The organism is Ruegeria sp. CDSB022 (assembly GCF_059611145.1).
Window position 1 is genome coordinate 321,723 of record NZ_JBXWOZ010000002.1, and the last position, 26,063, is coordinate 347,785.

Here is a 26,063-nt window from a genome sequence, read left to right on the forward strand (position 1 = left end):
GCGATCAGGCAGCCCACTCCCATGGCCGGGTGAACGATCCCAGCACTTTGCTGACATCGTCGTCCGAGGAACCGTTGGCGTCAAGCTGCGCGACAAGTCCGCGCTTTTTATCATCCAGAACCGAAACCACACGCGCAGCAACGCCTGCGTCTTCAAGCGCACCATTGTAGATGCGTGTGATCGCCTGCTTACGTAGCTCGGGCTTAAAGACTTTGCCCACTGCCGTTTTGGGCAGTTCGTCCAGAATAGTCATGTGCTTAGGTTGCGCGGCACGCTCGTGAACGTGAACTCTGCAGTATTCCATCAGCTCCTGCTCTGTCACACTGGCCCCAGAGACCAATTCGACAAAGGCACAGGGCACTTCGCCCGCATGGGCGTCTGGTTGACCGATCGCACCGGCAAATGCCACGGCCTCATGCCCCAACAGCGCCTCTTCGATCTCGGCCGGGTCGATATTGTGCCCGCCGCGAATGATCAAATCCTTGGCACGACCGGTGATCCACAAATAGCCATCATCGTCAAACCGGCCCAAATCACCGGTGCGCAGATATTTGTCATAGTGGAACAGGCCCACGTTCTTTTCGACCTCTGTATACGTGTTGCCCGCAAATACGCCGGGGTTCGAGATACAGATCTCACCAATCTGATCAGTGCCACATTCGGTCGGACCGTCGGGCCCATCCTGAAGGATTTTCACATCCGTATAAGGGAACGGAACGCCAATCGAACCGATCTTCTTTTCGCCATCCACCGGGTTGCACGACACTAGGCAGGTGGCTTCGGTCAGGCCATAGCCTTCGACTATAGTGACGCCGGTGGCCTCTTCAAAGCGACGGAACAGTTCAACCGGCAAAGGAGCCGAGCCCGAGAAGGCCGTTTTCACTGACGAGATATCGGCGTCGACAGGGCGCTGCATTTTGGCAGAGATCGCTGTCGGAACCGTGATGATAAAGCTGACTTTCCAACGCTCGATCAGTTTCCAGAAATTGTCGAAAACGCCATCCCCGCGATATCCTTGAGGCGTCGGGAAGACCACATGCGCACCCGAACTCACTGCAGCCATGACGATCACATGCACAGCAAAGACGTGGAACATGGGCAGTGGGCACATGACCACATCGTTTTCGTCGAACAACAAGGTGCCACCACACCAGCCATTATAGATCAGGCCGGAATATTTGTGTTGTGCAACCTTGGGCATGCCGGTTGTACCACCAGTATGGAAATAGCACGCAACACGGTCTGATTTACTGTCTTCGAATGTCAGTGTCTCGGGCTGTTTCGCCAGCTCTTTGCTGAAATTCAAATAGTCCGCATGAGCCAATTTAGCCTTGTCGCCCATTTTGGGACGCACAAGGGGCACGATCCACGATTTCGGAGGCGTCAGATAGCGATTCAGGTCGATTTCCAGAATTGTGTTCACACCGGGCGCGTGGCGTACGGCCTCTTCCACCTTCTGTGCAACATCGGCTTTGGGAAATGACTTTAGCGTCACAACAACCTTGGCTTTCGTCTCGCGCAAAATTGCTGCGATTTGCTCGGGCTCCAACAACGGGTTGATCGGGTTCACGATCCCTGCGACGGCCCCTCCCATGAGGGTCACCAGAGTTTCGTTGCAGTTGGGCAGCACATAGGCCACCACATCGTTTTCACCGATACCCAGAGATCTGAAAAGATTGGCGGCCTGATTGACCTTACCCAGCAGATCAGACCACGTCAGTGTCTCGGCCTTATCGGTTGGGCCGGAAAACAGCTGAAAGCTAATGGCCTTGTGGTCGGGGAACTTGCCCGCCGTTCGAGAAAGTAACTGATGAAAGGTTACCGGTACGTCTCGATCCTCCCACGGCATTTCATTTTCTATTCTTGCCTTATCGTCTAATCCCGCGAATGCCATTAGTTCCTCCCTGTACTTTTACTGCGTCACGCGCAGGCTCTCATCTAGGATGAAAGTAAAACCCGCTCATGTGCAAGTAAGGGCTTAACGGCAGAACAACCCAGAATGTAGAATGACGCTGGGGCGCAAAACAAAATATCTCGCCATCAGGTTACTCTGCTGCAACACCATCGGTAAATTGCAACCGTGCCAAACGCGCGTACAGCCCATCCTGCGATACCAGATCGTCATGCGTTCCCTGCGCAACGATCTGCCCGTTCTCCAGGACGATGATGCGGTCGGCTTTTTTCACGGTTGCCAATCTGTGCGCAACAATCAGCGTCGTCCGCCCTGCACGCAACCTGTCGACAGCCCCTTGCACAGCGCGCTCGCTTTCAGCGTCCAATGCCGATGTCGCCTCATCCAACAACAGGATCGGAGCATCGCGCAAAATGGCGCGGGCGATGGCGATCCGCTGTTTTTGTCCCCCGGACAGCATGACGCCTCGCTCTCCTACAAAGCTGTCATAGCCTTCGGGCAGCGTCGAGATGAATTCGTGGGCCGCAGCTGCGCGGGCTGCGTCTTCAACCTCGGCATCCGTCGCATCGAGCCGCCCAAATCGGATATTTTCGCGCGCCGATGCTGCGAATATCGTGGGATCCTGAGGCACAAGTGCCATATGACGGCGGAAATTGGAACGATCCAAATCTCGCAGGTCAATACCATCCAAACAAACGCGTCCCGAGTCAGGATCATAGAATCGCTGAATCATCTGGATCACGGTTGTTTTTCCGGCCCCCGAGGGGCCGACAAATGCGACGGTTTCCCCGGGGTTGACTGTCAGCGACAGTTCATTCAACGCCACGACATCCGGACGCGCCGGGTAGCGGAAAGTCACATCGTCGAACCGAATCTCGCCGCGCACGGGCGCGGGGAAAGCTTGCGCCTGGCCGGGATCGTTCACGGTGTCCTGAGCATTCAACAGCTCGACCAACCGCTCGGTCGCACCGGCCGCACGCTGCAATTCGCTCCAGATTTCGGACAGGGCCGCAACCGAACCGGCCATGATGATCGAATAGATCACGAACTGGATCAGAACGCCCTCGGTCATGACACCGTTGCGGACATCATTCGCCCCCATCCACAACACGCCCACGATTCCGGAAAACACCAGGAATATAACGATGACGGTCAGCACGGCCCGGGTCTGAATTCGGCGCAGCGAGACAGTATAGGACGTTTCGGTCATCTCACCGAACTGATTTCGGCTGGCCTGCTCATGGGTAAAGGCCTGAACGGTTTGAACTGCGCTCAGCGCTTCACCGGCGTTGCCCGATGAGGCTGCGATCCAGTCTTGGTTTTCCCGGCTAATAACCCGCAGGCGCCGCCCCAATACCAGTATCGGAACTACAACCAGCGGAATCAGCAGCAAGACCATCCCGGTCAGCTTGGCCGAGGTCAGCAGCATCAGCACAAGCCCGCCCAGAAACATCAACATATTGCGTAGAGCGATCGAGACTGACGAGCCCAGCACGGATTGAATCAGCGTGGTGTCGGTCGTGATCCGGCTCAGCACCTCACCCGTCATGATACGTTCATAGAATTCGGGGCTCATCCCGATGACGCGATCAAAAACGGCTTTGCGGATATCGGCGACAACGCGTTCGCCCAGGCGCGTAACAAGCGCGTAGCGGATACCTGTTCCGACGGCCAGAATCGCGGCGATGCCCAGCGCCGCCAGAAAGTACCAATCCAGTAGCTCTCCGTCTTCGATCCGAAAGTTGTCGACCACACGGCGGACAGCCAAAGGCAATGTCAGCGTCATGCTGGCGGTCAGAACCAAGGCCAAAGAGGCCCCAATCATTTGCAATCGATAAGGCTTCATGAATGGCCAGAGCGAAGCCAGAACACCGATCTTCCTGGACCTGGCCCGTTCCTCAGCCGCACCGGGTGCGGGTTTTGCTGCTGGACTGGCTGAGACGGGTTTTGCCATGTCAGGCCCTTACATCGTGTTCGAATTCCGGTATCCCGCTTCTTGGCGTCTACAACCCGCCGGGTCAAGCGGTGCAGCCGAATGGCCCAAACGAAAGGCTATTTGACGCAGACTTTTGGGGCTGATTTGGAGCGGGCGGCGGGAATCGAACCCGCTTCATCAGCTTGGAAGGCTGAGGTAATAGCCAGTATACGACGCCCGCTCAGCGGTGGCTGGTTTATGCCATGCCCAAGGTGTCGTCAAGCACAGTTCGCACGCGAAATTCAAAATCATATGACACCCGGGGACGGACCCCGGCGCATCGGTAATCCCGGGGTCGTTTCGGCAGCGCGCGGCTTATTCAACGCGCGGCATTCGCCCATTCGCAAGTTTCAAGATCCGCCGAAATACGGATCATGGATGCCAGATTCTTACTGGAAGATTCGGCCAAGCCAATCAACTTCGCAGGATAGGTCGTTGCGGCGCTCAGCGCATCCTTCAGCGGGACACCGACATTTTTGACAAGGATGCGAACAGCCGTCGTCAGATCCAGGTCAGCCCCTGCCAGCGTTCCATTTTCAAGCGTCAGGCGGCCATCCGTTCTGGTAATACGGCGCCCTTCAAGGTTGAATTCGGCATCCTCTGTTCCGGCAACAGCCATGGCATCGCTGACCAGAAATATCCGGGCCGGGCCGGTCTTTGCCGCCCATGCCGCCCGCATGACCTCAGGGTGTACGTGTATACTGTCGGCAATCAGACCCGCAGACAAACCCGCATTAGCCAGCGCCGCCCCCACAAGACCAGGCTCGCGGTTTCCAAGCTGGCTCATGGCGTTGAACAGATGTGTGACACAGCGGGCGCCCGCCGCAGCATAACGTTGACAGGTCGCAAAATCCGCATCGCTATGACCCAGAGACACCAGAATTCCGGCCTCAGCCAAAGAGGTAACCTGTCGCTCAGACACAGCTTCTGGCGCCAGGGTTACTTTAAGGCAAGGCAATCGGCTGGCCGCGGCTATCAGGGTGGTCAGATCCTCTTCATCCATCGGGCGGATCAGCGCGGCGTCATGCGCCCCTTTTCGCGCCAACGAAAGATGCGGTCCCTCCAGATGCAGTCCAGCGACACCGAGAACACCGACATCCACAGCCTTGATCGCGGCCTCTATTGCCTGCTGGGTCTTGGCCGCAGTGTCGGTAATCAGGGTGGGCAAAAAGGATGCGACGCCAAGCTTTCTATGCGCTTGAGAAATGCGCTGGATAGTCTCGACAGAAGGGTCATCGTTGAACATGACACTTCCGCCGCCATTGACCTGTAGGTCCACAAATCCGGGGCAGAGAATATCACCGTTCAGATCGACCTGCTGCCCGGCGATTTTGGTTCCGTCTGCCGGGGTGATCTCGGACAAATTACCTTGGCGAAACACAACCGCCTGCCCCTCCAGCAGGTGTGTGCCGTCGAAATAGGCGCCGTTTCTGAATACAACCGTCTCAGAGGTCATACAGTTTCCGTAACTTTCTTAAGGTGACGCGGGGCATCAGGGTCAATTCCGCGATTGCAGGCGACCGATTCAACCATGCTGTAGAACGATGTGATGGCGCTGATGGGATCGGTCAGCCAATGGTCCGTTCTGACGACCGGCAGAGGCTGCGCCCGTTTCACCGCCGATGTTGTGGCAAAAACGGTAGCCCCTTTTGCCGCCAACGCATCAGCCGCTTCTGCCGTTGTTTGTTCAGCGGCATCACTGGCAGCGAACACAATGGTTGGAAACCCTTCTTCAACGATTGAGACCGGCCCGTGCAGAACTTCTGCAGTCGAATAGCTCTCGGCGTGGATCTGGCAGGTCTCTTTGATTTTCAGCGCCGCTTCATTCGAGATCGCCAGCGATGGACCGCGACCCAAGGTAAACAGGGACCGGCCGGAAATCGCATTGGCGGCCGGGGTCCAGTCGCATTGGGCAGCCTTCCCAAGATACCCGGGCAGTGACCATATGGCCTGCTTCAGCTCTGCCTCATCCGCGATTTCCGCCAGCAACCACAGCCCCGCCACCAGAGACGTCACAAAGGTCTTGGTTGCTGCCACACTCAATTCCGGTCCCGCATGAAGAGGCAGGACGGCGTCCGTGGCATCTGCCAGGTGGGATTCCGTATTGTTCGTAATGGCGACCGTCACGGCACCAGATCGTTTCAGCGCGCGCGTCATGCCAACGATGTCCGGGCTTTGACCAGATTGCGACACCGATATGCTCAACGCACCCTGCGCCCGAAGCTCGGCACCATAGATCGAGTTGACCGAGGGCCCGACCGAGGCAACAGGAAGGTTCAGCAATAGTTCGCATGCATATTTCAGATAGGTGCAGGCGTGATCCGAAGATCCTCGCGCCACCGAGACCAGAAAACGCGGGTCTGCGTCGCGCGCCAACTGGGCAGCGTGGCGGATATTGTCAGCCCCATTGCTTAGCAATCGGTCTACGGCATCAGGAATTTCCAGAATTTCCTGACGCATCTTCGAGAGTTCTACGGACATCTAGTTCCGTCCTTTCAGGTTACAACCGCAATTCAGCGACAAAATCATACGCATCGCCGCGATAAAGCGAGCGTGTCAGTTCGGCGACGCGTCCGTTTCTGAGAAAAGAAACACGTTCAATATTCAGCCCGGCGGCTCCCTCGGGAACATCAAGAAGTTCAGCCTCACGCGCGGCCAAATTCAGGGCCGAGATCTTCTGAACCGCCCGAACAGGACGGCGGCCCAGCCGATTCAAGACCTCGTACAGAGAGGTGGTCACCTCGATCGGGTTCGGCAGGATATCCAAAGGTAACGCCGCTTTTTCCAGCGCCAATGGACGGCCATCGGCTTCGCGCAATCGGTAGATACGAGAGATTTGCTCACCCTCGGACAAGCTCAAGGCGGCAATCTCTTCTTGGGTCGGCGCAAAGACCCCCCGCTCCAGCCATTTCGACGCGGTTTTCATTCCACGGCTGGACATGTCTTCGGTGAACGAAGTCAGATGTGTCAGCGATTGTTCGACCCGTGGGATGCGCTCGCGGATGAACGAGCCCGAGCCCTGGCGCTGTTCGATCACGCCCTCTTGGACAAGCTCTTGAATCGCCTTTCTCACGGTGACGCGCGAAAGGTCCGTGATCTCGACAAGTTCTCTCTCGGACGGAAGCGACGATTTGGGGGGCAGAACACCCGTATCAATGCCCTCCTGCAGCCTTCGCCGTAGTTGGACATATCGCGGCCCATTATCAGCGGTCAGCCAGGAATCCGAACGCAGAAAATCAGCAATGCTCATGTTCGACCTCCTTTGCCAAGGCGAGCGCCCCGTCGAGCGGTTCTCCTAACGGCGCGCGCAGGTCGGATTGCATGTTTTCGGGCAGATACGACGCGTATTGACCACCAATACCGCCCGTCAGACACAGCGCGGCTCCCGGGCTCCACCCCAAATGCGTGGCGGTATCCGCCAGATAGGCAGCACCTGCCCGCATGATTTGTTGCGCAACCACGTCGTCATCTTGGGCAGCCATGGTCACTTTTGGTGCAATCGCTCCAAACTGCGCAGGGTCTGCAGCCCCTGCAAAACGAACGATCCCGGCAGGTCCGTCATGTTCGGACAGCAAAGTGGTCAAAAGGTCCGAACGGGTCTGCGTTCCATCAGACGCACGCAATGCCAAGGACAATGCCATCCTTCCAACCCACTGGGCCGAGGCTTCATCCCCCAAGACCGAGCCCCAGCCACCGGCAAAGCGCATGTCTCTACCAGTTTGTCTGGCCAGAAATGAGCCTGTACCACAATGGGCAATCAGCCCGTCCTGCGCACCCAGTGCCCCGCGCAAGGCAGCGGGACGATCATCCTCTATCCGGGCGTGCTTTAGACCAAGCGCATCCCTCAAACGAGTTGAGATCGCCTGATCCGTGATCCCAGCTAAACCAACATAGGCAGGACTTGCCAACAAGCCCTCAACCCCGATGCCAAGCTTGCCAGACAGCTGGTCCAACCCCAGCTTTATCTGTGAAACGCCAGCCTGAAAATCAGTCGAGACGTTTGCAGCGCCAACTTCAACGCTGTGAGCGATTCCAGCAACCTCACAGGCCACACGACAGCGCGTTCCACCGCCATCAACGGCCAATACAGCATTATGCAGGGACTCAATCATGACAATACCAATACAATACCTATTTGATTTAGAAAAGCCTAGATTTTGGCGATGCTCGCAAATATTGCAGTTTTTCCTATAAGAACAGCACAAAACCTTCACTGAAAAGAAAATGTTGGACAGGTGGTATTAAATAGGTATTGTAATCGGGAAACCTGGGAGGGGATTCTCTTGACGCTGCCGTCAACCGAACAACTGCACCGCGACGCCACCAGCCTGAGCCGCGAAGACCTGACAGGGTCGGCGCTGTTGCTGGCCGAGGGGCAGATCGCTGCGGCAGCGGCGGTGCGCTCGGCCACACAGGCTATTGCATTGGGCGCCGCTGCGATGGCCAGGACGCTCCGGTCGGGCGGCATGTTGCACTATGTTGCGGCAGGCTCGTCCGGTTTGATGGCGGCGGCTGACGCGCAAGAGCTGGGCGGAACATTCTCGATCACGCCAGACCAGTTGCGAATCCATATGGCTGGTGGTCTTCCGACGGGTGTCGAGATGCCGGGTGATTCCGAAGACGCCGACGGTGACCTGCGTGAAGCGCTGAACAGTTTGTCAGCCCGGGACACGGTGATCGCCGTATCCGCAAGCGGGTCGACCCCCTACACGATGACAGCCGCAGGCATCGCCCGTGCAAAAGGCGCGACCTTGATCGGCATCGCCAATAACGCCAACAGTCCCCTGCTGACACAGACCAACATCCCGATCCTGCTAGCCACCCCGCCCGAACTGATTTCGGGATCAACGCGGATGGGCGCGGGAACGGCGCAAAAGATCGCTTTGAATATGCTGTCGTCGCTGATGGCGCTGGACCTTGGCCACGTACATGGCGGCATGATGGTCAACCTGCGCGCGGACAATGACAAACTGCGCGCCCGCGCGGCCGGAATCGTAACCCGCATTGCCGACGTGGACACAGACGCAGCAAAGCGCGCACTGGAAGCAACACGCGGTGATGTGAAGCCCGCCGTGCTTGTCGCCGCTAAAGGTGTTTCGGCATCCGAAGCCACCGAACGCCTACGAACATCAGACGGAATCCTAACGGCCGCACTGGCCATAGAATAATAACCATCAATCGGGAGAATATGGATGACCAAGAATAGCTTGAAACTTGCTCTGCTGGGCACGACGCTGATGGCGTCGGCTGCCTATGCGGAAGATGTGACCCTGACCATCGAAAGCTGGCGAAATGACGACCTGACCCTATGGCAGGACCAGATCATCCCTGCGTTTGAGGCCAAACACCCCGGCATCAAAGTGCAATTCACACCCTCGGCCCCAGCGGAATACAACGCCGTACTGAATTCGAAACTGGATGCGGGTTCGGCGGGTGACCTGATCACCTGTCGCCCGTTCGACGCATCGCTGGCCCTGTATGAGGCCGGTCATCTGAGCGACCTGTCCGGTGTCGAAGCGATGAACAACTTCTCGGATGTCGCCAAGTCGGCCTGGCAAACGGATGACGGCTCGGCCAGTTTCTGCGTTCCGATGGCGTCGGTGATCCACGGGTTCATCTATAACAAGGACGCGTTTGCCGAGCTGGGTATCGAAGTTCCCACAACCGAGGACGAGTTCTTTGCCGCCCTCGACAAGATCAAGGAAGACGGCACTTATATCCCGATGGCGATGGGCACCAACGACCAGTGGGAAGCCGCCACTATGGGCTATAACAACATCGGTCCGAACTATTGGAAAGGCGAAGAGGGCCGCCAAGCGCTGATCGCGGGCGAGCAAAAGCTGACCGATGAAGCCTGGACCGCCCCCTATGCCACCCTGGCCCGTTGGGGCGCTTATCTGGGTGACGGATATGAGGCGCAGACTTATCCCGACAGCCAGAACATCTTTACCCTGGGTCGCGCAGCCGTCTACCCTGCGGGATCCTGGGAAATTTCGGGCTTCAATGCGCAGGCCGATTTCGAAATGGGCGCCTTTAAGCCGCCAGTCCAGAATGCGGGCGATACCTGCTATATCTCGGACCACACCGACATTGGCATTGGTATGAATGCGGCCACCGCGAATCCCGAAGCTGCCGAGACGTTCCTGGCCTGGGTCGCAAGCCCGGAATTCGCCGAAATCTTCGGCAACGCCCTGCCTGGCTTCTTCCCGCTCTCGAACACTCCGGTCGAGCTGCAGGACCCGCTGGCCAAGGAAATCGTAGGCTGGCGCGAAGAGTGTGAATCGACCATCCGCTCGACCTATCAAATCCTGTCGCGTGGCACGCCGAACCTTGAAAACGATACCTGGGGCGCTTCTGTTGCTGCCATCAAAGGTGCAAAATCCCCCGAGGAACTGGGTGTCGAACTGCAGGAAGGCCTGGCCTCCTGGTACGCTCCGCATCAATAAGCTGATCTATACCCGGGCGGTGCCGACCGCCCGGGTAACTCCGACACCCCATTGAAAGCAATCCCATGACCCGCCCCCGCATCCGCTGGCATATCGTTGTATTTCTGGCACCTGCCGTACTCGTCTATACCGCTGTGATGATTTTCCCGCTGTTCAACACACTGCGCCTTGCACTGTATACAGAGGTTGATCAGGCTCGCGTGTTTGTCGGATTGCAGAATTTCCGGACCCTGTTTTTCGATCCCAACTGGTCGGATCAATTCTGGAATGCTCTGGGTAATAATTTTTGGTTCTTCCTGATCCATATGTTGGTTCAGAACCCGATCGGCATCGCGCTGGCCGCCCTTCTCAGCCACCCTCGCCTACGGTTTGCCGCCCTGTATCGCTCGGCGATCTTTATTCCTACGATCCTCAGCTTTGTGATCGTGGGCTTTGCCTGGAAACTGATCCTGTCGCCGATCTGGGGCATTGCGCCTTCGATGCTGGATGCTGTTGGGCTTAAGTCCCTCTTTGCACCGTGGTTGGGCAAAGAGGAATACGCACTGACCACGCTGGCGCTGATCTCGGTCTGGCAGTTCGTAGGCATCCCGATGATGCTGATCTATGCCGCCCTGCTGACCATCCCCGAAGAAATCCTTGAGGCCGGAGAGATCGACGGCATCACCGGGGCCTCGGCCTTCTGGAAGATCAAACTACCGCTGATCCTGCCGTCGATCGGGATCATCTCGATCCTGACCTTTGTGGGCAATTTCAACGCATTCGACCTGATCTATGCCTCACAAGGCGCGCTGGCGGGGCCGGATTTCTCAACCGATATTCTAGGTACTTTCATGTATCGCACATTCTTCGGCTTCCAGTTGCAACTAGGCGACCCGCATATGGGATCGGCCATCGCCGGGGCCATGTTCGCAATCATCCTGGTGGGCGTCTGTATCTATCTGTTCGGCATCCAGACCCGGATGCGCCGGTATCAACTGTGAGGGCCAAGTGATGAACAAAGCACGCCATAACCCCCTCAACACCGTAGCGATGCACGCTGGGCTGATCCTGTATACACTGATCGCTCTGTTCCCGGTCTTTGTGATCCTGATCAACAGCTTCAAAACCCGCCGATCGATCTTTCGCGAACCGCTGGCCCTGCCCAACGCAGACAGTTTTTCGCTGATCGGCTATGAGACGGTGATGAAGCAGGGGGATTTCTTCCTCTACTTTCAGAACTCGATGATCGTCACCGTGGCGTCCCTGTTCTTTATCCTGCTGTTCGGTGCCATGGCGGCTTATGCGCTGTCCGAGTACCAGTTCAAAGGCAACCTGCTGATGGGCCTATATCTGGCACTGGGGATCATGATCCCGATCCGCATCGGCACCGTCGCAATCCTTGAGATGATGGTGGCGACCGGGTTGGTGAACTCACTTTGGGCGCTGATCCTGGTCTATACGGCACAGGGTTTGCCGCTGGCGGTGTTTATCCTGTCTGAATTCATGCGGCAGGTCAGTGATGACCTGAAAAACGCCGGGCGCATCGACGGGCTGTCGGAATACACGATCTTCTTTCGGTTGGTTCTGCCGCTGGTTCGGCCAGCGATGGCGACGGTGGCCGTGTTCAACATGATCCCGATCTGGAACGATCTGTGGTTCCCGCTGATCCTGGCCCCGGCTGAGGAGACCAAGACCCTGACGCTGGGCAGCCAGGTCTTTATCGGTCAATTTGTCACCGACTGGAACGCGGTCCTGTCAGCCTTGTCGATGGCAATCCTGCCGGTCCTGGTTCTCTATGTCATATTCTCACGCCAGCTGATCCGCGGCATCACGTCAGGGGCTGTCAAATGACACGTGTTCTGATCGCAGGTCTTGGCAATATGGGGTTCAGCCACGCGCTGGCCCATCACCATCACCCCGACGCCCAGATCGTGGCGTTGGTGAACCGCTCGGGGCACGTTGAGTACCCTGATCTTGCCGAATACCCGGCCTATTCCGATTTCGAAACCGCGCTGGCCGAAACAAACCCGGATCTGGTCGTGATCGCCACCTATTCCGACAGCCATGCGGATTATGCCTGTGCGGCGATGGAAGCCGGGGCGCATGTCTTTGTAGAGAAACCGCTGGCCACCAATGTCGCTGATGCGCGCCGCGTGGTCGAAACCGCCACCCGGCTGAACCGCAAGCTGGTTGTTGGCTACATCCTGCGCCACCACCCCTCGTGGGTGCGGCTGATTGCCGAGGCCCGCAACCTGGGTGGGCCTTATGTATTCCGACTGAACCTGAACCAGCAATCCAGCGGCGCGGAATGGGAGACGCATAAAGCGTTGATGCAGACCACCTCGCCCATCGTGGATTGCGGCGTTCACTATGTCGATGTGATGTGCCAGATCACCGATGCCCGGCCCGTCCGTGTCCACGGAATGGGTCTGCGCCTATCCGATGAGATCGCGCCCGACATGTACAATTACGGGCAGTTTCAGGTGGTTTTCAATGACGGCTCGGTCGGCTGGTATGAGGCCGGCTGGGGCCCGATGATGTCGGAAACCGCGTTCTTCGTGAAAGATATAGTGTCGCCCAACGGTTCGGTCTCGATCACCGACGGGAACAAGGGCGCCTCGGCGGATATCGACGGCCACACAAAGGTTGGCGGTCTGCTAGTCCACACACCGCAAGGCGATCACACAATCGACATGCCCGGTGAACCCGGTCACCAGGAACTCTGCGATGCCGAACAGGGCTATATGCTGCGCGCCATCGCCAAAGACATAGACCTGACGCGTCATATGAATGACGCTGTCCAATCCCTTGCCATTTGCCTGGCCGCAGATGAAAGCATCCGCACTGGCCAGCCCGTTTCCTTTGAGGAGCAAGCGACATGACCGCCCTGACGCTGAACAAAATCAATAAATCCTTCGGCAATGTGCATGTCCTAAAAGACATCACGCTTGAAGTCGAAGACGGCGAGTTTGTCGTCTTTGTCGGCCCTTCGGGCTGTGGCAAATCCACCCTGTTGCGGGTGATAGCGGGGCTCGAGGATGCATCGTCCGGTGAGATCAACATTGGCGGGCAGCAGGTCAATCTGGTGCCGCCATCCAAGCGCGGCATTGCGATGGTATTCCAAAGCTATGCGCTCTATCCCCACCTCAGCGTTCGGGGCAATATGACCCTTGCACTGAAGCAGGAAAAGCAGCCCAAATCGGAAATCGAAGGCCGCGTGGCCAAAGCCAGCCGGATGCTGAACCTGGAACCCTATCTGGACCGCTTCCCGTCCGAACTGTCAGGCGGTCAGCGTCAGCGGGTTGCCATTGGCCGCGCCATCGTGCGCGAACCCAAACTGTTCCTGTTTGATGAGCCACTGTCCAATCTGGATGCCGCGCTTCGCATGAATACGCGAATCGAGATCGCCAACCTGCACCGAGCACTGGACGCCTCGATGATCTATGTTACCCACGACCAGACCGAAGCCATGACCCTGGCCGACAAGATCGTTGTTCTGCGTGACGGCCGGGTAGAACAGATCGGCAGCCCGATGGAACTGTATAACAATCCCGCGAACCAGTTCGTAGCAGGGTTCCTCGGCTCTCCGTCAATGAATTTCCTGCCGCAGGGGTTGCTGAACGAAAGCGGTCAGAACACGATTGGCATCCGGCCCGAGGACCTGTTTGTTGCAGATGACGGACCACTCACCGCGCGTGTCAGCCATGTCGAAAAGTTGGGCGGAGACACAAATGTCATCGCGCAGATCAATGAACACGCCATAACCGCCCGGCTGTTTGGCCAGCATGCGATATCCGAAGGGCAGGAATTGCGTTTCGCCTATTCTCCGGACAAGGCCTATCGGTTCACTGCGGACGGTGAGCGCCTTACCTGACCGCTTTTCCTGGCAAAAAACCAATAAAAACAAGATGTCATCAGCCCGTTTTGACGGACTGATCCAATCGGCGTATCCTAACGCATCCAAAGTTTATCTGTTTCCTGAGTATCCCGGCGCCATCGTTAATGGTGCTGTTATTACCCTGTCACAAATGCCCCCTAAATGCGTTTCATCGACTTTTCACCGACAGCCAGGAGCAATCCATGAAAGACGTTGACCCTACCACACTTTCCGCCGACGACTGGGACGAGCTGCATTTCCCCCGCCCTGAAGAAAACGACTTTGACCGTGTCGTCGAAAGCGCCATTTCCCGCCGTGGATTTCTGTCCGGCGTCGTGGCCTTCGGCTCTGGCGCGGCTGCGTTGGGAACCGGCCTGCTTGGCTCGACCTCGGCGCAGGCACAAGCAGCATCCCGGTTCGCTTTCACCCCGATTGCCGCACAAACTGATGGCACCGTCCATGTGCCTGAAGGGTTTGAGTGGAAGATCTTGATGCGCTGGGGCGATCCGCTGTTTTCGGATGCCGATGGCTATGACCTCGCCGAGGGCGGCCCGGTCGAGAACTCGGACCGCATCTTTGGCGAGAATACCGACGGCATGGAGACCTTTACCTTCCAGGGTCATGAGCTGATTGCGATCAATCACGAATATCCGAACGGTAAAATCAACCTGCCAGCCGCGCAGGAAGGTGTTCCGGCCAGTGCTGACGACGTGCGCAAACTGCAGAACCTGCAAGGCGTGACCGTAATGGAAATCACCGAAGGCCCCGAAGGTTGGTCGGTAGTCAAGGACAGCCCGTTCAACCGGCGCATCCACCACAACACTGAGATGAACATCGTCGGCCCCGCTGCCGGCCACGACCTGCTGAAGACCGAGGCCGACCCGACCGGCACAACCTCGCTGGGCACCATGAACAACTGTGGTGCAGGCAAGACGCCCTGGGGCACGTATCTGACCTGCGAAGAGAACTTTAACGGCTATTTCGGGTCCAGCGACAAAAACGCCAGCTACTATCAAAAGGTCGCGGACGGCTTCAAGCGCTATGGCGTCAAAGCCGAAAGCTGGAATGGCTACGAACTGTTCGATCCGCGGTTCGACACCTCCAAAAACCCAAACGAGCCGCACCGGGTGGGCTGGATCGTCGAAATCGACCCGACCAAACCGGACAGCACCCCGGTCAAACACACCGGTCTTGGCCGTTTCAAGCATGAGAATGCCGAGGTGACTCTGGCCGCTGATGGCCGCGTGGTTGTCTATATGGGTGATGATGAGCGGGGCGAGTATCTGTACAAATTCGTCTCGAACGGCACCTATCAGCCCGGCGGCGAAACCCAGAATCTGTTGAACGACGGCACGCTTTATGTGGCGAAATTCGATGACGACATGACAGGCACCTGGCTGCCGCTGACGCCGGATGCAACCGGCATGGATGCGGCGGATATTGCGATCTTCACCCGATTGGCGGCATCCAAGGCGGGTGGCACGACCATGGATCGCCCTGAATGGGTGGCGTCCAGCCCGGTAGCGGTCGAAGCCTATTGCTGCCTAACCAACAACAAGAACCGCGGCGTGAAACCAAATGCCGGGGGAGACGACACGTCGACCAATGGCCCCAACCCGCGTGAGGCCAATAAATATGGCCAGATCGTTCGCTGGAAACCGGACAACGACGACCACGCAGCCGACGCGTTCGTTTGGGATCTCTATGTCATGGCGGGTAATCCGACAGTGCATTCTGACGCCCGCGCCGGATCGGCCAATGTGAACGAGGGCAACCTGTTCAACTCACCCGACGGAATGACCATTGACTCGACTGGTCTGGTCTGGATCCAGACCGACGGCAATGACGACAACGAAGAAGACTTTGCAGGCCACGGCAACAACCAGATGCTGGTCGGTGATCCGGTCACGGGCGAAATCGCCCGCTTCATGACCGGTCCAAACGGGTGTGAGGTCACGGGGCTGGCTTGGTCCAGCGATCTGCGCACCATGTTTGTCGGCATTCAGCATCCCGGCAGCGAATGGCCGGATGGAGGCACGCCGCGCTCATCGGTGATCACGATCAAGCGCACCGATAACGGGCTGGTCGGTTAAGCTGTTCCAGATTGTCCCCGGTCCTATGGATCGGGGACGTCTATTCCTCAGATATCCTTACCCGGCGGCTCCAACGGTCCGCCCGGAGCCATCAGGTGGCGCTCGGACAGCCAGGGGTTAAGCTCCAAGGCATGTGACAGTGCCGCACGGGCTTCATCAATCCGATGCAAGCCAAGCAGTGTCAGGGCGCGCCCGCTGATCGCCGCGACATGGTTCGGAGACAGCTCGATCGCCTTGTCCAGATCCGGCAGTGCAGATGCGAAATCCTGGCTAAGATAATATGCAAAGGCGCGCTGATTGTACCCCTCGGCATAGTGCGGGCAGTATTCGATGAGCTTGTCAAACTCCTCGATGGCGCCCCGAAGGTCCCAGCCACTGCGGCGGGTCATGCCCCGGTCCAGAACGGCCTGCGCAACAGCGTCGGGCGCATCGGTCCAGAACTCCCATAATTGATTGGAAAATGTCTGGGCTTCGGCCTCGTTTCCAACATCCTGAATTTGCGCGATTACGGCCGAGATGCTTTCGGTATGATCCGGCGAGGACGGGCATTCTTCAGACCAGGCGACACCCGGAGGGGCCGCCAATACTAGCAGAGGGAACACAAAACGCTTCATACGCGTATGGTGACGCGCTTGCGCAATTCGTCAACCCACCCTGTCCAAAGCGCCTGAAACAACGGTTTCCTTAACTGCCTCCATCGCCACAAAGGTCGAGGTATTCGCCACATGCGGAAGCGAGGATATCTTCTCAGCCAAAACGGCGCGGTATTCCGACATTGAACCAGTGCGGATTTTCAGCAGATAGTCGAAATTCGACGCGATCATATGGGCTTGCTCGATTTCGGGCACCTTGCGGACTGCGGCGTTAAACTCGGCCAGTGCCTTCTCTCTTGTGTCGGTCAGGCGCACCTCGACAAAAGCCACATGGTCCAGCCCCAGTCGGATCGGGTCCAGTAAGGCGCGATACCCGGTGATCACCCCACTAGCCTCAAGTCGCTTTAGACGTGCCTGGGTTGGGGATTTCGACAGCCCGATCCGCCGCGCTAGGTCGGCAACTGATATGCGCCCATCCTCTGAGAGAATCGCCAAGATCGCTCGATCAAACCGATCCAAATCCGGAAAGCTCATTTGCACGGCATTATCCCCTAAAAACAGTCCATCCGACCAGATGAATTAAAAAATACGGCAATCGTCCTGAGAAATCGACATTATATTCAACAAAAGCCTGGAGGATTCATGTCACACAGCCTGAGCACCCATATCGACAGCCAAACCTACGCTGATCAAACCGCCGTTCTCGACAATCTTATCGATCATGCCGCGCTGTCTGAAACTGATCGCGCCCAAATCTGTGCGGCAGCCGCCCAGCTTGTGCGTGATATTCGATCCAGTACATCGCCGGGCATGATGGAGGTGTTTCTGGCCGAATATGGCCTGTCTACCGATGAGGGCGTGGCGCTGATGTGTCTGGCCGAAGCGCTGCTGCGCGTGCCGGATGCCGACACGATCGATGCTCTCATCGAAGACAAGATCGCGCCGTCCGACTGGGGCAAGCATCTTGGGCAATCCTCCTCGCCGCTGGTGAATGCCTCGACTTGGGCGCTGATGCTGACCGGTAAAGTCCTCGACGACGGCAAGCCCTCGCCTGTCAGTGCCCTGCGAGGTGCGATCAAAAGACTGGGTGAACCGGTTATCCGCACGGCCGTCGGGCGCGCAATGAAGGAAATGGGTCGTCAGTTCGTGCTGGGCGAGACCATCCAGTCGGCCATGGAACGTGCCAGCGGGATGGAGGCCAAGGGCTATACCTATTCCTACGATATGCTGGGTGAAGCCGCACGGACCGAGGCCGACGCGGCCCGATATCATTTGTCTTATTCCCGTGCCATCACCGCCATTGCAGAGGCCTGCACCCATGATGACATTCGCGCCAATCCAGGCATCTCGGTAAAGCTGTCAGCACTGCACCCCCGGCATGAGTTGGCCCAGGAACAGCGAGTGATGGCCGAGCTTGTCCCGCGCCTGCGCGCTCTGTGCCTTTTGGCCAAAGCCGCTGGCATGGGCCTGAACATCGACGCCGAAGAGGCCGACCGCCTGTCGCTGTCCCTGCAGGTCATCAAAGCGGTGATGGCCGAGCCTGCACTCGCAGGATGGGACGGGTTCGGAATTGTGGTTCAGGCCTATGGTCCGCGTGCTGGAATCGCTCTGGACGCGCTCTATGGAATGGCCGAGCGCTATGACCGCAAACTGATGGTGCGGCTGGTCAAAGGCGCCTATTGGGATACCGAAATCAAGCGCGCTCAGGTTGAAGGCGTAGAGGGTTTTCCGGTGTTTACCAGCAAGGCCGTGACCGATGTCTCCTATATTGCTAATGCGCGAAAATTGCTGGGCATGACCGACAGGATCTATCCGCAGTTTGCCACCCATAACGCCCATACGGTCAGTGCAATTCTGCAAATGGCAACTGATCAGCCTTTCGAATTTCAGCGGCTGCACGGGATGGGAGAAACCCTGCACCATCTGGTTAAGAACGCAAACAACACGCGCTGCCGCATATATGCGCCTGTCGGGGCCCATCGTGACTTGCTGGCCTACCTGGTGCGGCGACTGCTTGAGAATGGTGCAAACTCTTCATTCGTGAACCAAATCGTGGATGATACTGTTCCCCCGGAGGAGGTTGCAGCCGATCCGTTTCTCACTCTCCTCGAACCGGCACGCGCCATTCCAACCGGACCCGAACTGTTTCAACCCGAGCGGCCCAATTCGCAGGGGTTTGACTTGCGGCACATTCCCACTTTGGACCGGGTCAATGCCGCGCGGGACGCGTTTCGGACGCATCACTGGTATGCGCGCCCGTTGTTGTCCGGCGATGCGCGGCCCGATGACGATCAGCCCATCGTCAACCCCGCACAGTCGCGGGATCGCCCCGGTGCCGTTGCTCCGGCCAGCGCACAAGATGTCGAGCTTGCTTTGACTGCAGCCACCCCCTGGCAGGTAGTGGCAGATCAACGCTCGCAGGTTCTGAATGCCGCCGCCGACCTTTACGAGACCCATTTCGGTGAGCTTTTCGCCCTGCTGGCCCGTGAGGCTGGTAAGTCCCTGCCCGATGCAGTCGCCGAACTGCGCGAGGCGGTAGATTTCCTGCGCTATTATGCGGCGAATATACCCGACGCAAAACCAGCGGGTGTGTTCACCTGCATCAGCCCGTGGAACTTTCCGCTGGCCATTTTTACCGGTCAAATATCCGCCGCTTTGGCCACTGGGAATGCGGTATTGGCAAAGCCCGCACCGCAGACACCATTGATCGCGCATCGCGCCGTTGAATTGCTGCACGAGGCCGGAGTGCCACGCAGCGCGCTACAGTTGCTGCCGGGCGGTCCATCGGTGGGCGCAGCCCTGACCTCGGACCCGAGGGTGTCGGGAGTGGCCTTTACCGGCTCGACCGGGACCGCCCTGAAAATCCGTGCAGCCATGGCCGGAAACTTGCGACCGGGAACGCCTCTGATCGCGGAAACCGGTGGTCTGAATGCGATGATCGTGGACAGCACCGCCCTGCCCGAACAGGCGGTTCAGTCGATCATCGAAAGCGCATTCCAATCAGCGGGACAAAGGTGCTCGGCGTTGCGCTGTCTTTATGTCCAAGAAGACATTGCCGATGATCTTCTGACTATGCTGACAGGGGCCATGGACGCGCTGCTGGTTGGCGATCCCTGGTTGATTTCAACCGATTGCGGCCCCGTGATCGACGAAGATGCCCGCCTTGGAATCGCTGATCACATCGCATTGGCACGGTCCGAAGGGCGTGTCCTGAAAGAGATGTCCGTCCCTGGCGACGGCACGTTCATCGCCCCAACCCTTATCGAAATCCCCGGCATTGCCGAGTTGGAGCGCGAGGTGTTTGGCCCCGTCCTGCATGTTGCGCGGTTCGGTTCTTCTGAGTTGGATCAGATCATCGCCGATATCAACACCACAGGATACGGGCTGACCTTTGGCCTGCACACACGGATCGACGACCGCGTTCAACACATCACCGAAGCTGTTCATGCCGGAAACATCTACGTCAATCGCAACCAGATCGGCGCCATAGTTGGATCGCAACCCTTTGGCGGCGAGGGTCTGTCGGGGACCGGCCCAAAGGCGGGCGGGCCGAACTACCTGACCCGCTTCTGCGCCCCGGACCGGCAGGTCAGTCCCGAGCAATGGTCCACCGATATGACCGATCTACCATTGCCAGAAGGAAAATCTGCTGAGATCAGGGCGCGGTTGCTGCCCGGTCCGACGGGTGAATCGAACCGCCTGAGTGAATTCTCACGCGCACCGCTATTGTGTATGGGCCCCGGAGTTGAAGCCGCACAAGCGCAGGCCAATGCGGTCAAAGCCCTGGGCGGTCAGGCGATTATCGCTACCGGTGCCTTTGACCTGCACCGGCTTGAAAACCTGACCGGTTTCTCTGGCGTCTTGTGGTGGGGCGACGACGCAACCGGTCAGGAAATCGAGCGTCATCTGTCCCGGCGTGCAGGCCCAATCATCCCTCTGATCCCCGGCCAGCCAGATCGCACCCGCGTTCTGGGAGAACGACATGTCTGTGTCGACACCACTGCTGCGGGTGGGAATGCCGCATTGCTGGGGGGTGCGGCCTAAACAGGCCTTGACGCTGGGCAGCCAACCGCCCAGCGTCGCACCATGTTTCCAATTCGTGACCATAACCCTTCGGGACGCACACCGTATGTCATCTATCTGTTGATGGCTGCAAATATCCTGATTTTCCTCAGCTATGCGGGAAGCATGGAGAACCAGCGGCTGATCACCCAGCTGTATACCGACTATGCGGTGGTGCCCGCCCGGATTACGGACGGCTATACGCTTGAGACCCTCGTGACCTCGATGTTCCTGCATGGCGGCTGGATGCATCTGGCAGGAAACATGCTGTTCCTGTGGATCTTCGGCGACAACCTCGAAGACGAGATGGGCCACCTGCCCTTTCTGCTGTTCTATCTTGCCGCCGGTATCGGGGCCGGTCTGATCCACGTCGTCACAGCGCCACAATCTCTGGTCCCTACGATTGGTGCGTCTGGCGCAATAGCTGGCGTCATGGGTGGCTATTTGTTGATGTTCCCCAAAGCGCGCGTGGACATCCTGCTTGTTCTGGTGATCTATTTCCGTGTCTTCTCGATCCCGGCGTTTGTCATGCTAGGCGTGTGGCTGGGTATGCAGTTCATTGGAAGCCTGTCCAGCAACCCCGACGAGGGCGGCGTCGCCTATTGGGCCCATACCGGGGGCTTCCTTGTTGGTTTGCTCTTGTGCATACCCCTTTGGTTGCGGCGCGGCGCGAGTGACTATTGGAACCGCACCCATGGGCATCCGCCCCATCCAGAGCACGAATACAAGCTGTCACAATCCCGCATCCCCCGCATCCCGCGCCGGTAAGCGCCCACCGCTGAGCAAGGTAACCTCTTGCGCGGCGGCTTGTACCAATCGGCCCAATTCCGGCGCGCGTTCAGTGCTGAACCGGGCGGTAGGGCCAGATACGGAAATGCCCGCACAGGGTTCCCCCCGGTCGTTGAAGATGGCCGCACCGATGCATGACATCCCCTCGTATCGTTCCTCCCGATCATGCGACCACCCGCGGGCCCGGGTCTGATCCAGATCGCTTTGCAGTGCATCGCCGGGCACCAGTGTTTGAGGCGTGAAGACCTTTGTGTCCAATGTGCCCAGCGCTTTGATCAATGCAGCCTCGTTCAACGCGGCCAAGATCGCCTTACCGGTGCCCGAGGCATACATCGGTGTCCGCGCGCCCGGTGGAAAAAAAGCCCGGATCGGATTGGCCGTTTCGACCTGCCCCACAAACACCACTTCGGCCCCGTCCGGAACGGCCAGATTCGCCGTTTCGCCGCTATCCTGCATCAGCCGGCGTAAAATGGGCCTTCCGATTTCGATAACACCATTACGGCGTAGAAAGGACGCTCCGGTGCGATAGGTCTCGATCCCGATCATCCATTCTTGACGCTCTTCATCAAAGGCGACGAAACCGTGCTTCTGCAGCGTCACCAGAATTCGGTGTGTTGTGGCCGTGGGCACATCAACTTCGCGCGCCAAATCGCTGAGTGCTGCGCGTTCCAGACTGGCTACTGTGGTCAAAACGCTAAGCGCCCGATCCAGCGATTGCATGGTCCCGGCCGAGCTTTCCTTGAACAGCGATTTTGGTCTGCCGCGTGGCCTTTTCTGCGTTTCCATCCCAGGCATTTCCTTTCAGCTGTCCAAAGTTTCTCGCGTCCGGATTTCTTGTACGTAAAAATGAAAAACGGAAAAGTATAATATATCAGTAACTTAATATTTATCTTCAATAAATGAAAATATTTTTCAAGAAAATTGCGTAATGCAGCTTTTTCCCGGACACTTACCTCCAAAGCAGAGGAACAAGCCATGTCGAACCAAAACCCGGTTTTCATTCCCGGCCCGACCAACATACCTGATAGATTGCGCCTGGCCATGCAGGTCCAGACGCAGGATCATCGCGCGCCGGACTTTGTCCAGACATTTGCACCCGTACTGGAAGACACCAAGAAGGTCTTTGATACCGCTGCTGCCCAGATCGTTACCTTTCCCGCCAGCGGCACAGGTGGATGGGAGGCTGCAATCACCAACACGCTCAGCCCCGGTGATAAGGTCCTGATGGCGCGCTATGGCGTTTTCAGCCACCGCTGGATTGATCTGTGCACACGTCACGGGCTTGACGTTCAGGTCATCGACTGCCCTTGGGGCAGCGGCGCTCCCGCTGACCAATTTCAGACGGTTCTGACTGGGGACAAAGCGCATGAAATTCGCGCCGTTCTGGTCACTCATAATGAAACGGCGACAGGGGTGCTTTCGGATATCGGGGCTGTAAGGCGGGCGATGGATGCCGCCAATCACCCGGCGCTTTTGATGGTGGACTGCGTCAGCTCTTTGGCCTCTGTACCGTTCGAGTTCGACCGCTGGGGCGTCGACATCGCGGTTTCGGGATCGCAGAAGGGATTCATGCTGGCCACTGGCATGGCCATCCTTTGCGTCAGCCAGAAAGCGCTGGACGCGATGGAAACCGCAGAGCTGCACCGGACCTTTTTCGATTTCCGGGATATGATGGCGGCCAATGCGACCGGAGGGTTTCCCTATACACCACCTCTGCAACTGATCTACGGGCTGCGTGAAAGCCTGAAGATGCTGTTTGAAGAAGGCTTACCTAATGTTTACGCCCGTCATCATCGGCTTGCCGAGGGTGTCCGGCGCGCCGTCGATGCTTGGGGGCTGGAACTGGTTGCTCAATCGCCAGACCTTTACTCGGACACGGTCAGCGCAATCTACGTGCCCGAAGGGTTCGACAGCAACATTCTGACCGACCATGCCTTTAACACCTACGGGATGTCCTTTGGTGTTGGCCTGGGCCAGTTGCACGGCAAGGCGTTCCGTATCGGGCATCTGGGCAGTCTGACAGATGCGATGGTCCTGTCCGGACTCTGTACGATCGAGATGGCAATGGCCGATCTAAGCTATCCGATCACGTTGGGCTCTGGCGTCGCCGCAGCCCAGGAACACTTTCGCGCCACACCCGGCAACCGAACCGAGGCCGCGGCGTAAGGAGAATGACAATGTTGGATCACCCCTCTGCCGCGGATCTGACGATCGAGGACATGCGTGTCGCGCATGATCGGATCAAACCGCATATCCGCCGAACTCCGGTCATGGTTTCGGACCACCTGAATGACCTGACCGGCGCGCAGCTGTTCTTCAAATGCGAAAATTTCCAAGAAGCCGGGGCCTTTAAGGTGCGTGGGGCCTGCAACGCTGTATTCGGCCTTGCAGACCATTTGATGCCCAAGGGTGTCTGCACGCATTCCAGCGGCAACCACGCCTTGTCTTTGTCTTATGCGGCCGGCCGCCGCGGTATTCCGTGCAACGTGGTCATGCCGCGCACAGCCCCGCAGGCCAAGAAGGATGCAGTTCGCCGATATGGCGGTACAATCACCGAATGTGACCCTTCGACAAGCTCGCGCGAAGCAACATTTGCCGAGGTTCAGGCCCGAACCGGTGGCGAATTTGTTCACCCCTATAACGACCCGCGTGTGATTACCGGTCAGGCCACCTGCTCCGCCGAACTGCTGGAACAGACTGGTGGTATGGACGCCGTTATCGCGCCCATCGGCGGTGGCGGCATGATTTCAGGCACCTGTCTGACGGTTTCGAACCTTGCGCCCGAGACCGCAATTTATGCAGCGGAACCGGAACAGGCGGATGACGCTTACCGGTCATTCAAGGCCGGTCATATCATCGCAGACGACGCACCCAAGACAGTTGCGGATGGGCTGCTGGTGCCCCTGAAAGAAAACACCTGGCATTTCGTATCCAACCACGTGACCGATATTTTTACCGCCTCGGAAGAGGAAATCATCGAAGCGATGAAACTGACCTGGAAGCACCTGCGCGTGGTGATGGAGCCGTCTTCGGCGGTTCCTCTGGCAACCATTTTGAAGAACCCAGAGGTTTTCCAAGGCAAGCGCATTGGGGTCATCGTGACCGGTGGCAATGTAGACCTGGACAAACTGCCCTGGCTGAAAGGGTAAGGAGAAACAACATGAACAAGACCGTAAATTTTGAAGACCTCGAGGTCGGCTTCGACATCCCTGCCGCGATCGGCATGGACGAAAGCGAGATACAGACGCCTTGCCTGATCCTTGATCTGGACGCGCTAGAGAGCAACATCCGAAAGATGGGCGATTTCGCAAAGGCCCATGGGATGCGCCATCGTGTTCATGGCAAGATGCACAAATCGGTCGATGTGGCCAAGCTGCAGGAACGGTTGGGCGGTTCGGTCGGCGTCTGCTGTCAGAAAGTGTCGGAAGCCGAGGTATTTGCCCGTGGCGGCATTACGGACATCCTTGTATCCAACCAGGTGCGCGACCCGGTCAAGATTGACCGACTGGCACGGCTGCCCAATTTCGGCGCACGTATCATTGTCTGCGTGGACGATATCGACAATATCTCCGACCTTTCGGCTGCCGCTTCGCGTCACGGTACAGAACTGGAAGTGTTCATCGAGATCGACTGCGGCGCAGGGCGCTGTGGTGTAACCACGACACCGGCGGTCATCGAGATTGCCAAAGCTGTGCAAGCAGCGCCAAATCTGAAATTCACCGGCATTCAGGCCTATCAGGGTGCGATGCAACATCTCGACACCTATGAGGCCCGTAAAGAGAAGCTGGATGTAGCCATTGCCATGGTCAAAGACGCTGTCGCCGGGTTGAAAACAGAAGGGATCGAGTGCGAACTGGTTTCGGGCGGCGGCACCGGTTCCTATTACTTCGAAAGTAACTCGGGCGTTTACAACGAACTGCAATGCGGCTCTTACGCCTTCATGGACGCGGATTATGGGCGGATTCTGGATCAGAACGGCCAGCGGATTGATCAGGGAGAATGGGAAAATGCGCTATTCATCCTGACCAGCGTCATGAGCCACGCCAAAGCAGACAAGGCCATCTGCGACGCCGGCCTCAAGGCGCAGTCGGTCGATAGCGGCCTGCCCTTTGTGTTCGGGCGTGATGATGTCGAATACCTCAAGTGCTCGGACGAGCATGGGGTTATCGGGGATCCAGACGGCGTACTGAAGGTCAATGACAAGCTGCGGTTGGTGCCGGGCCACTGTGACCCCACCTGCAATGTCCATGATTGGTATGTGGGCGTACGGGGCGGCAAAGTCGAAGCCCTGTGGCCGGTCTCGGCCCGCGGGAAAGCCTATTGAGATGAGGGATGTT

21 protein-coding genes and 1 tRNA gene are annotated in these 26,063 nt (G+C 57.8%); 12 read left to right on the plus strand and 10 right to left on the minus strand.

What is annotated here, in order from left to right; all coding sequences use genetic code 11:
• Nucleotides 1–4: 4 nt before the first annotated feature.
• From AC2FIZ_RS07015 to AC2FIZ_RS07045, 7 genes are all read right to left on the minus strand, one after another.
• Nucleotides 5–1,894, minus strand: coding sequence for an acyl-CoA synthetase (locus tag AC2FIZ_RS07015; RefSeq protein ID WP_281994950.1), 1,890 nt, complete (start codon nucleotides 1,892–1,894; stop codon nucleotides 5–7).
• A 151-nt stretch (nucleotides 1,895–2,045) separates the two neighbouring features.
• The gene (locus tag AC2FIZ_RS07020; RefSeq protein WP_271949350.1) at nucleotides 2,046–3,866 is read right to left on the minus strand and encodes an ABC transporter transmembrane domain-containing protein; all 1,821 of its coding nucleotides are present in this window, start codon (nucleotides 3,864–3,866) and stop codon (nucleotides 2,046–2,048) included.
• Between the two features lie 127 nt (nucleotides 3,867–3,993).
• Nucleotides 3,994–4,068: transfer RNA gene (locus AC2FIZ_RS07025), tRNA-Gly, on the minus strand.
• Between the two features lie 138 nt (nucleotides 4,069–4,206).
• A complete protein-coding gene (gene nagA, locus AC2FIZ_RS07030) occupies nucleotides 4,207–5,343 on the minus strand; it encodes an N-acetylglucosamine-6-phosphate deacetylase (protein WP_281994951.1) in 1,137 nt (378 codons plus the stop codon).
• The gene (locus AC2FIZ_RS07035) at nucleotides 5,340–6,368 is read right to left on the minus strand and encodes an SIS domain-containing protein (RefSeq protein WP_271949347.1); all 1,029 of its coding nucleotides are present in this window, start codon (nucleotides 6,366–6,368) and stop codon (nucleotides 5,340–5,342) included. The genes nagA and AC2FIZ_RS07035 overlap by 4 nt, the downstream gene beginning before the upstream one ends.
• A 19-nt stretch (nucleotides 6,369–6,387) precedes the next feature.
• Nucleotides 6,388–7,137, minus strand: coding sequence for a GntR family transcriptional regulator (locus AC2FIZ_RS07040; RefSeq protein ID WP_496689637.1), 750 nt, complete (start codon nucleotides 7,135–7,137; stop codon nucleotides 6,388–6,390).
• Entirely contained in the window at nucleotides 7,124–7,999 is an 876-nt protein-coding gene (locus AC2FIZ_RS07045) for a glucosamine kinase nucleotide-binding domain-containing protein (protein ID WP_496790807.1), read from the minus strand. The genes AC2FIZ_RS07040 and AC2FIZ_RS07045 overlap by 14 nt, the downstream gene beginning before the upstream one ends.
• A 171-nt stretch (nucleotides 8,000–8,170) precedes the next feature.
• Between AC2FIZ_RS07045 and AC2FIZ_RS07050 the strand changes: the two genes are divergently transcribed.
• From AC2FIZ_RS07050 to AC2FIZ_RS07080, 7 genes are all read left to right on the plus strand, one after another.
• A complete protein-coding gene (locus AC2FIZ_RS07050) occupies nucleotides 8,171–9,055 on the plus strand; it encodes an N-acetylmuramic acid 6-phosphate etherase (protein WP_496790809.1) in 885 nt (294 codons plus the stop codon).
• 24 nt (nucleotides 9,056–9,079) lie between these two features.
• Nucleotides 9,080–10,333: an ABC transporter substrate-binding protein gene (locus AC2FIZ_RS07055; RefSeq protein ID WP_281994953.1), complete on the plus strand. Its 1,254-nt coding sequence runs from the start codon at nucleotides 9,080–9,082 to the stop codon at nucleotides 10,331–10,333.
• A gap of 65 nt (nucleotides 10,334–10,398) precedes the next feature.
• Nucleotides 10,399–11,313, plus strand: a complete 915-nt coding sequence (locus AC2FIZ_RS07060; RefSeq protein ID WP_142636674.1) for a carbohydrate ABC transporter permease — start codon at nucleotides 10,399–10,401, stop codon at nucleotides 11,311–11,313.
• Nucleotides 11,314–11,323: 10 nt separating this feature from the next.
• On the plus strand, nucleotides 11,324–12,163 hold the full coding sequence (locus AC2FIZ_RS07065) for a carbohydrate ABC transporter permease (RefSeq protein ID WP_271949335.1): 840 nt from the start codon (nucleotides 11,324–11,326) through the stop codon (nucleotides 12,161–12,163).
• Nucleotides 12,160–13,194, plus strand: a complete 1,035-nt coding sequence (locus tag AC2FIZ_RS07070) for a Gfo/Idh/MocA family protein (protein WP_281972696.1) — start codon at nucleotides 12,160–12,162, stop codon at nucleotides 13,192–13,194. Before AC2FIZ_RS07065 ends, AC2FIZ_RS07070 begins: the two co-directional genes overlap by 4 nt.
• Nucleotides 13,191–14,186, plus strand: coding sequence for an ABC transporter ATP-binding protein (locus AC2FIZ_RS07075; RefSeq protein ID WP_281972695.1), 996 nt, complete (start codon nucleotides 13,191–13,193; stop codon nucleotides 14,184–14,186). The genes AC2FIZ_RS07070 and AC2FIZ_RS07075 overlap by 4 nt, the downstream gene beginning before the upstream one ends.
• Before the next feature lie 206 nt (nucleotides 14,187–14,392).
• Complete coding sequence (locus AC2FIZ_RS07080) at nucleotides 14,393–16,282, plus strand: PhoX family protein (RefSeq protein ID WP_281972694.1); 1,890 nt, start codon at nucleotides 14,393–14,395, stop codon at nucleotides 16,280–16,282.
• A gap of 47 nt (nucleotides 16,283–16,329) precedes the next feature.
• On the opposite strand, the gene AC2FIZ_RS07085 is transcribed toward AC2FIZ_RS07080, so the two are convergent.
• Nucleotides 16,330–16,896 carry a tetratricopeptide repeat protein gene (locus AC2FIZ_RS07085; protein WP_271949329.1) on the minus strand — a complete coding sequence of 189 codons (567 nt, stop codon included), beginning with the start codon at nucleotides 16,894–16,896 and terminating at the stop codon, nucleotides 16,330–16,332.
• Between the two features lie 30 nt (nucleotides 16,897–16,926).
• The gene (locus AC2FIZ_RS07090) at nucleotides 16,927–17,409 is read right to left on the minus strand and encodes an Lrp/AsnC family transcriptional regulator (RefSeq protein WP_142636662.1); all 483 of its coding nucleotides are present in this window, start codon (nucleotides 17,407–17,409) and stop codon (nucleotides 16,927–16,929) included.
• A 108-nt stretch (nucleotides 17,410–17,517) separates the two neighbouring features.
• Here AC2FIZ_RS07090 and putA point away from each other — a divergent pair, with 108 nt between their 5' ends.
• Both putA and AC2FIZ_RS07100 read left to right on the plus strand, forming a co-directional pair.
• On the plus strand, nucleotides 17,518–20,919 hold the full coding sequence (putA, locus tag AC2FIZ_RS07095; RefSeq protein ID WP_496790810.1) for a bifunctional proline dehydrogenase/L-glutamate gamma-semialdehyde dehydrogenase PutA: 3,402 nt from the start codon (nucleotides 17,518–17,520) through the stop codon (nucleotides 20,917–20,919).
• 42 nt (nucleotides 20,920–20,961) lie between these two features.
• Nucleotides 20,962–21,705 carry a rhomboid family intramembrane serine protease gene (locus AC2FIZ_RS07100; RefSeq protein WP_281972692.1) on the plus strand — a complete coding sequence of 248 codons (744 nt, stop codon included), beginning with the start codon at nucleotides 20,962–20,964 and terminating at the stop codon, nucleotides 21,703–21,705.
• Here the strand turns inward: AC2FIZ_RS07100 and AC2FIZ_RS07105 are convergent.
• A complete protein-coding gene (locus tag AC2FIZ_RS07105) occupies nucleotides 21,670–22,512 on the minus strand; it encodes an IclR family transcriptional regulator (RefSeq protein ID WP_281972691.1) in 843 nt (280 codons plus the stop codon). The genes AC2FIZ_RS07100 and AC2FIZ_RS07105 overlap by 36 nt on opposite strands.
• A gap of 189 nt (nucleotides 22,513–22,701) precedes the next feature.
• On the opposite strand from AC2FIZ_RS07105, the gene bhcA reads away from it, so the two are divergent.
• The 3 genes from bhcA to bhcC are packed head-to-tail and all read left to right on the plus strand — an operon-like array spanning nucleotide 22,702 to nucleotide 26,050.
• The gene (bhcA, locus tag AC2FIZ_RS07110; protein ID WP_496790811.1) at nucleotides 22,702–23,892 is read left to right on the plus strand and encodes an L-aspartate--glyoxylate aminotransferase BhcA; all 1,191 of its coding nucleotides are present in this window, start codon (nucleotides 22,702–22,704) and stop codon (nucleotides 23,890–23,892) included.
• Nucleotides 23,893–23,903: 11 nt separating this feature from the next.
• Nucleotides 23,904–24,875, plus strand: coding sequence for a beta-hydroxyaspartate dehydratase BhcB (gene bhcB / locus AC2FIZ_RS07115; protein ID WP_281972689.1), 972 nt, complete (start codon nucleotides 23,904–23,906; stop codon nucleotides 24,873–24,875).
• Between the two features lie 11 nt (nucleotides 24,876–24,886).
• Nucleotides 24,887–26,050: a 3-hydroxy-D-aspartate aldolase BhcC gene (gene bhcC / locus AC2FIZ_RS07120; protein WP_281994958.1), complete on the plus strand. Its 1,164-nt coding sequence runs from the start codon at nucleotides 24,887–24,889 to the stop codon at nucleotides 26,048–26,050.
• Nucleotides 26,051–26,063 lie beyond the last annotated feature (13 nt).

Bases quoted from the DNA above. Each gene is read 5' to 3' on its own strand.
- AC2FIZ_RS07015 (WP_281994950.1), bottom strand. From the start codon at position 1,894: ATGGCATTCGCGGGATTAGACGATAAGGCAAGAATAGAAAATGAAATG.
- AC2FIZ_RS07020 (WP_271949350.1), bottom strand. From the start codon at position 3,866: ATGGCAAAACCCGTCTCAGCCAGTCCAGCAGCAAAACCCGCACCCGGT.
- nagA (WP_281994951.1), bottom strand. From the start codon at position 5,343: ATGACCTCTGAGACGGTTGTATTCAGAAACGGCGCCTATTTCGACGGC.
- AC2FIZ_RS07035 (WP_271949347.1), bottom strand. From the start codon at position 6,368: ATGTCCGTAGAACTCTCGAAGATGCGTCAGGAAATTCTGGAAATTCCT.
- AC2FIZ_RS07040 (WP_496689637.1), bottom strand. From the start codon at position 7,137: ATGAGCATTGCTGATTTTCTGCGTTCGGATTCCTGGCTGACCGCTGAT.
- AC2FIZ_RS07045 (WP_496790807.1), bottom strand. From the start codon at position 7,999: ATGATTGAGTCCCTGCATAATGCTGTATTGGCCGTTGATGGCGGTGGA.
- AC2FIZ_RS07055 (WP_281994953.1), top strand. From the start codon at position 9,080: ATGACCAAGAATAGCTTGAAACTTGCTCTGCTGGGCACGACGCTGATG.
- AC2FIZ_RS07060 (WP_142636674.1), top strand. From the start codon at position 10,399: ATGACCCGCCCCCGCATCCGCTGGCATATCGTTGTATTTCTGGCACCT.
- AC2FIZ_RS07065 (WP_271949335.1), top strand. From the start codon at position 11,324: ATGAACAAAGCACGCCATAACCCCCTCAACACCGTAGCGATGCACGCT.
- AC2FIZ_RS07070 (WP_281972696.1), top strand. From the start codon at position 12,160: ATGACACGTGTTCTGATCGCAGGTCTTGGCAATATGGGGTTCAGCCAC.
- AC2FIZ_RS07075 (WP_281972695.1), top strand. From the start codon at position 13,191: ATGACCGCCCTGACGCTGAACAAAATCAATAAATCCTTCGGCAATGTG.
- AC2FIZ_RS07080 (WP_281972694.1), top strand. From the start codon at position 14,393: ATGAAAGACGTTGACCCTACCACACTTTCCGCCGACGACTGGGACGAG.
- AC2FIZ_RS07085 (WP_271949329.1), bottom strand. From the start codon at position 16,896: ATGAAGCGTTTTGTGTTCCCTCTGCTAGTATTGGCGGCCCCTCCGGGT.
- AC2FIZ_RS07090 (WP_142636662.1), bottom strand. From the start codon at position 17,409: ATGAGCTTTCCGGATTTGGATCGGTTTGATCGAGCGATCTTGGCGATT.
- putA (WP_496790810.1), top strand. From the start codon at position 17,518: ATGTCACACAGCCTGAGCACCCATATCGACAGCCAAACCTACGCTGAT.
- AC2FIZ_RS07100 (WP_281972692.1), top strand. From the start codon at position 20,962: ATGTTTCCAATTCGTGACCATAACCCTTCGGGACGCACACCGTATGTC.
- AC2FIZ_RS07105 (WP_281972691.1), bottom strand. From the start codon at position 22,512: ATGGAAACGCAGAAAAGGCCACGCGGCAGACCAAAATCGCTGTTCAAG.
- bhcA (WP_496790811.1), top strand. From the start codon at position 22,702: ATGTCGAACCAAAACCCGGTTTTCATTCCCGGCCCGACCAACATACCT.
- bhcB (WP_281972689.1), top strand. From the start codon at position 23,904: ATGTTGGATCACCCCTCTGCCGCGGATCTGACGATCGAGGACATGCGT.
- bhcC (WP_281994958.1), top strand. From the start codon at position 24,887: ATGAACAAGACCGTAAATTTTGAAGACCTCGAGGTCGGCTTCGACATC.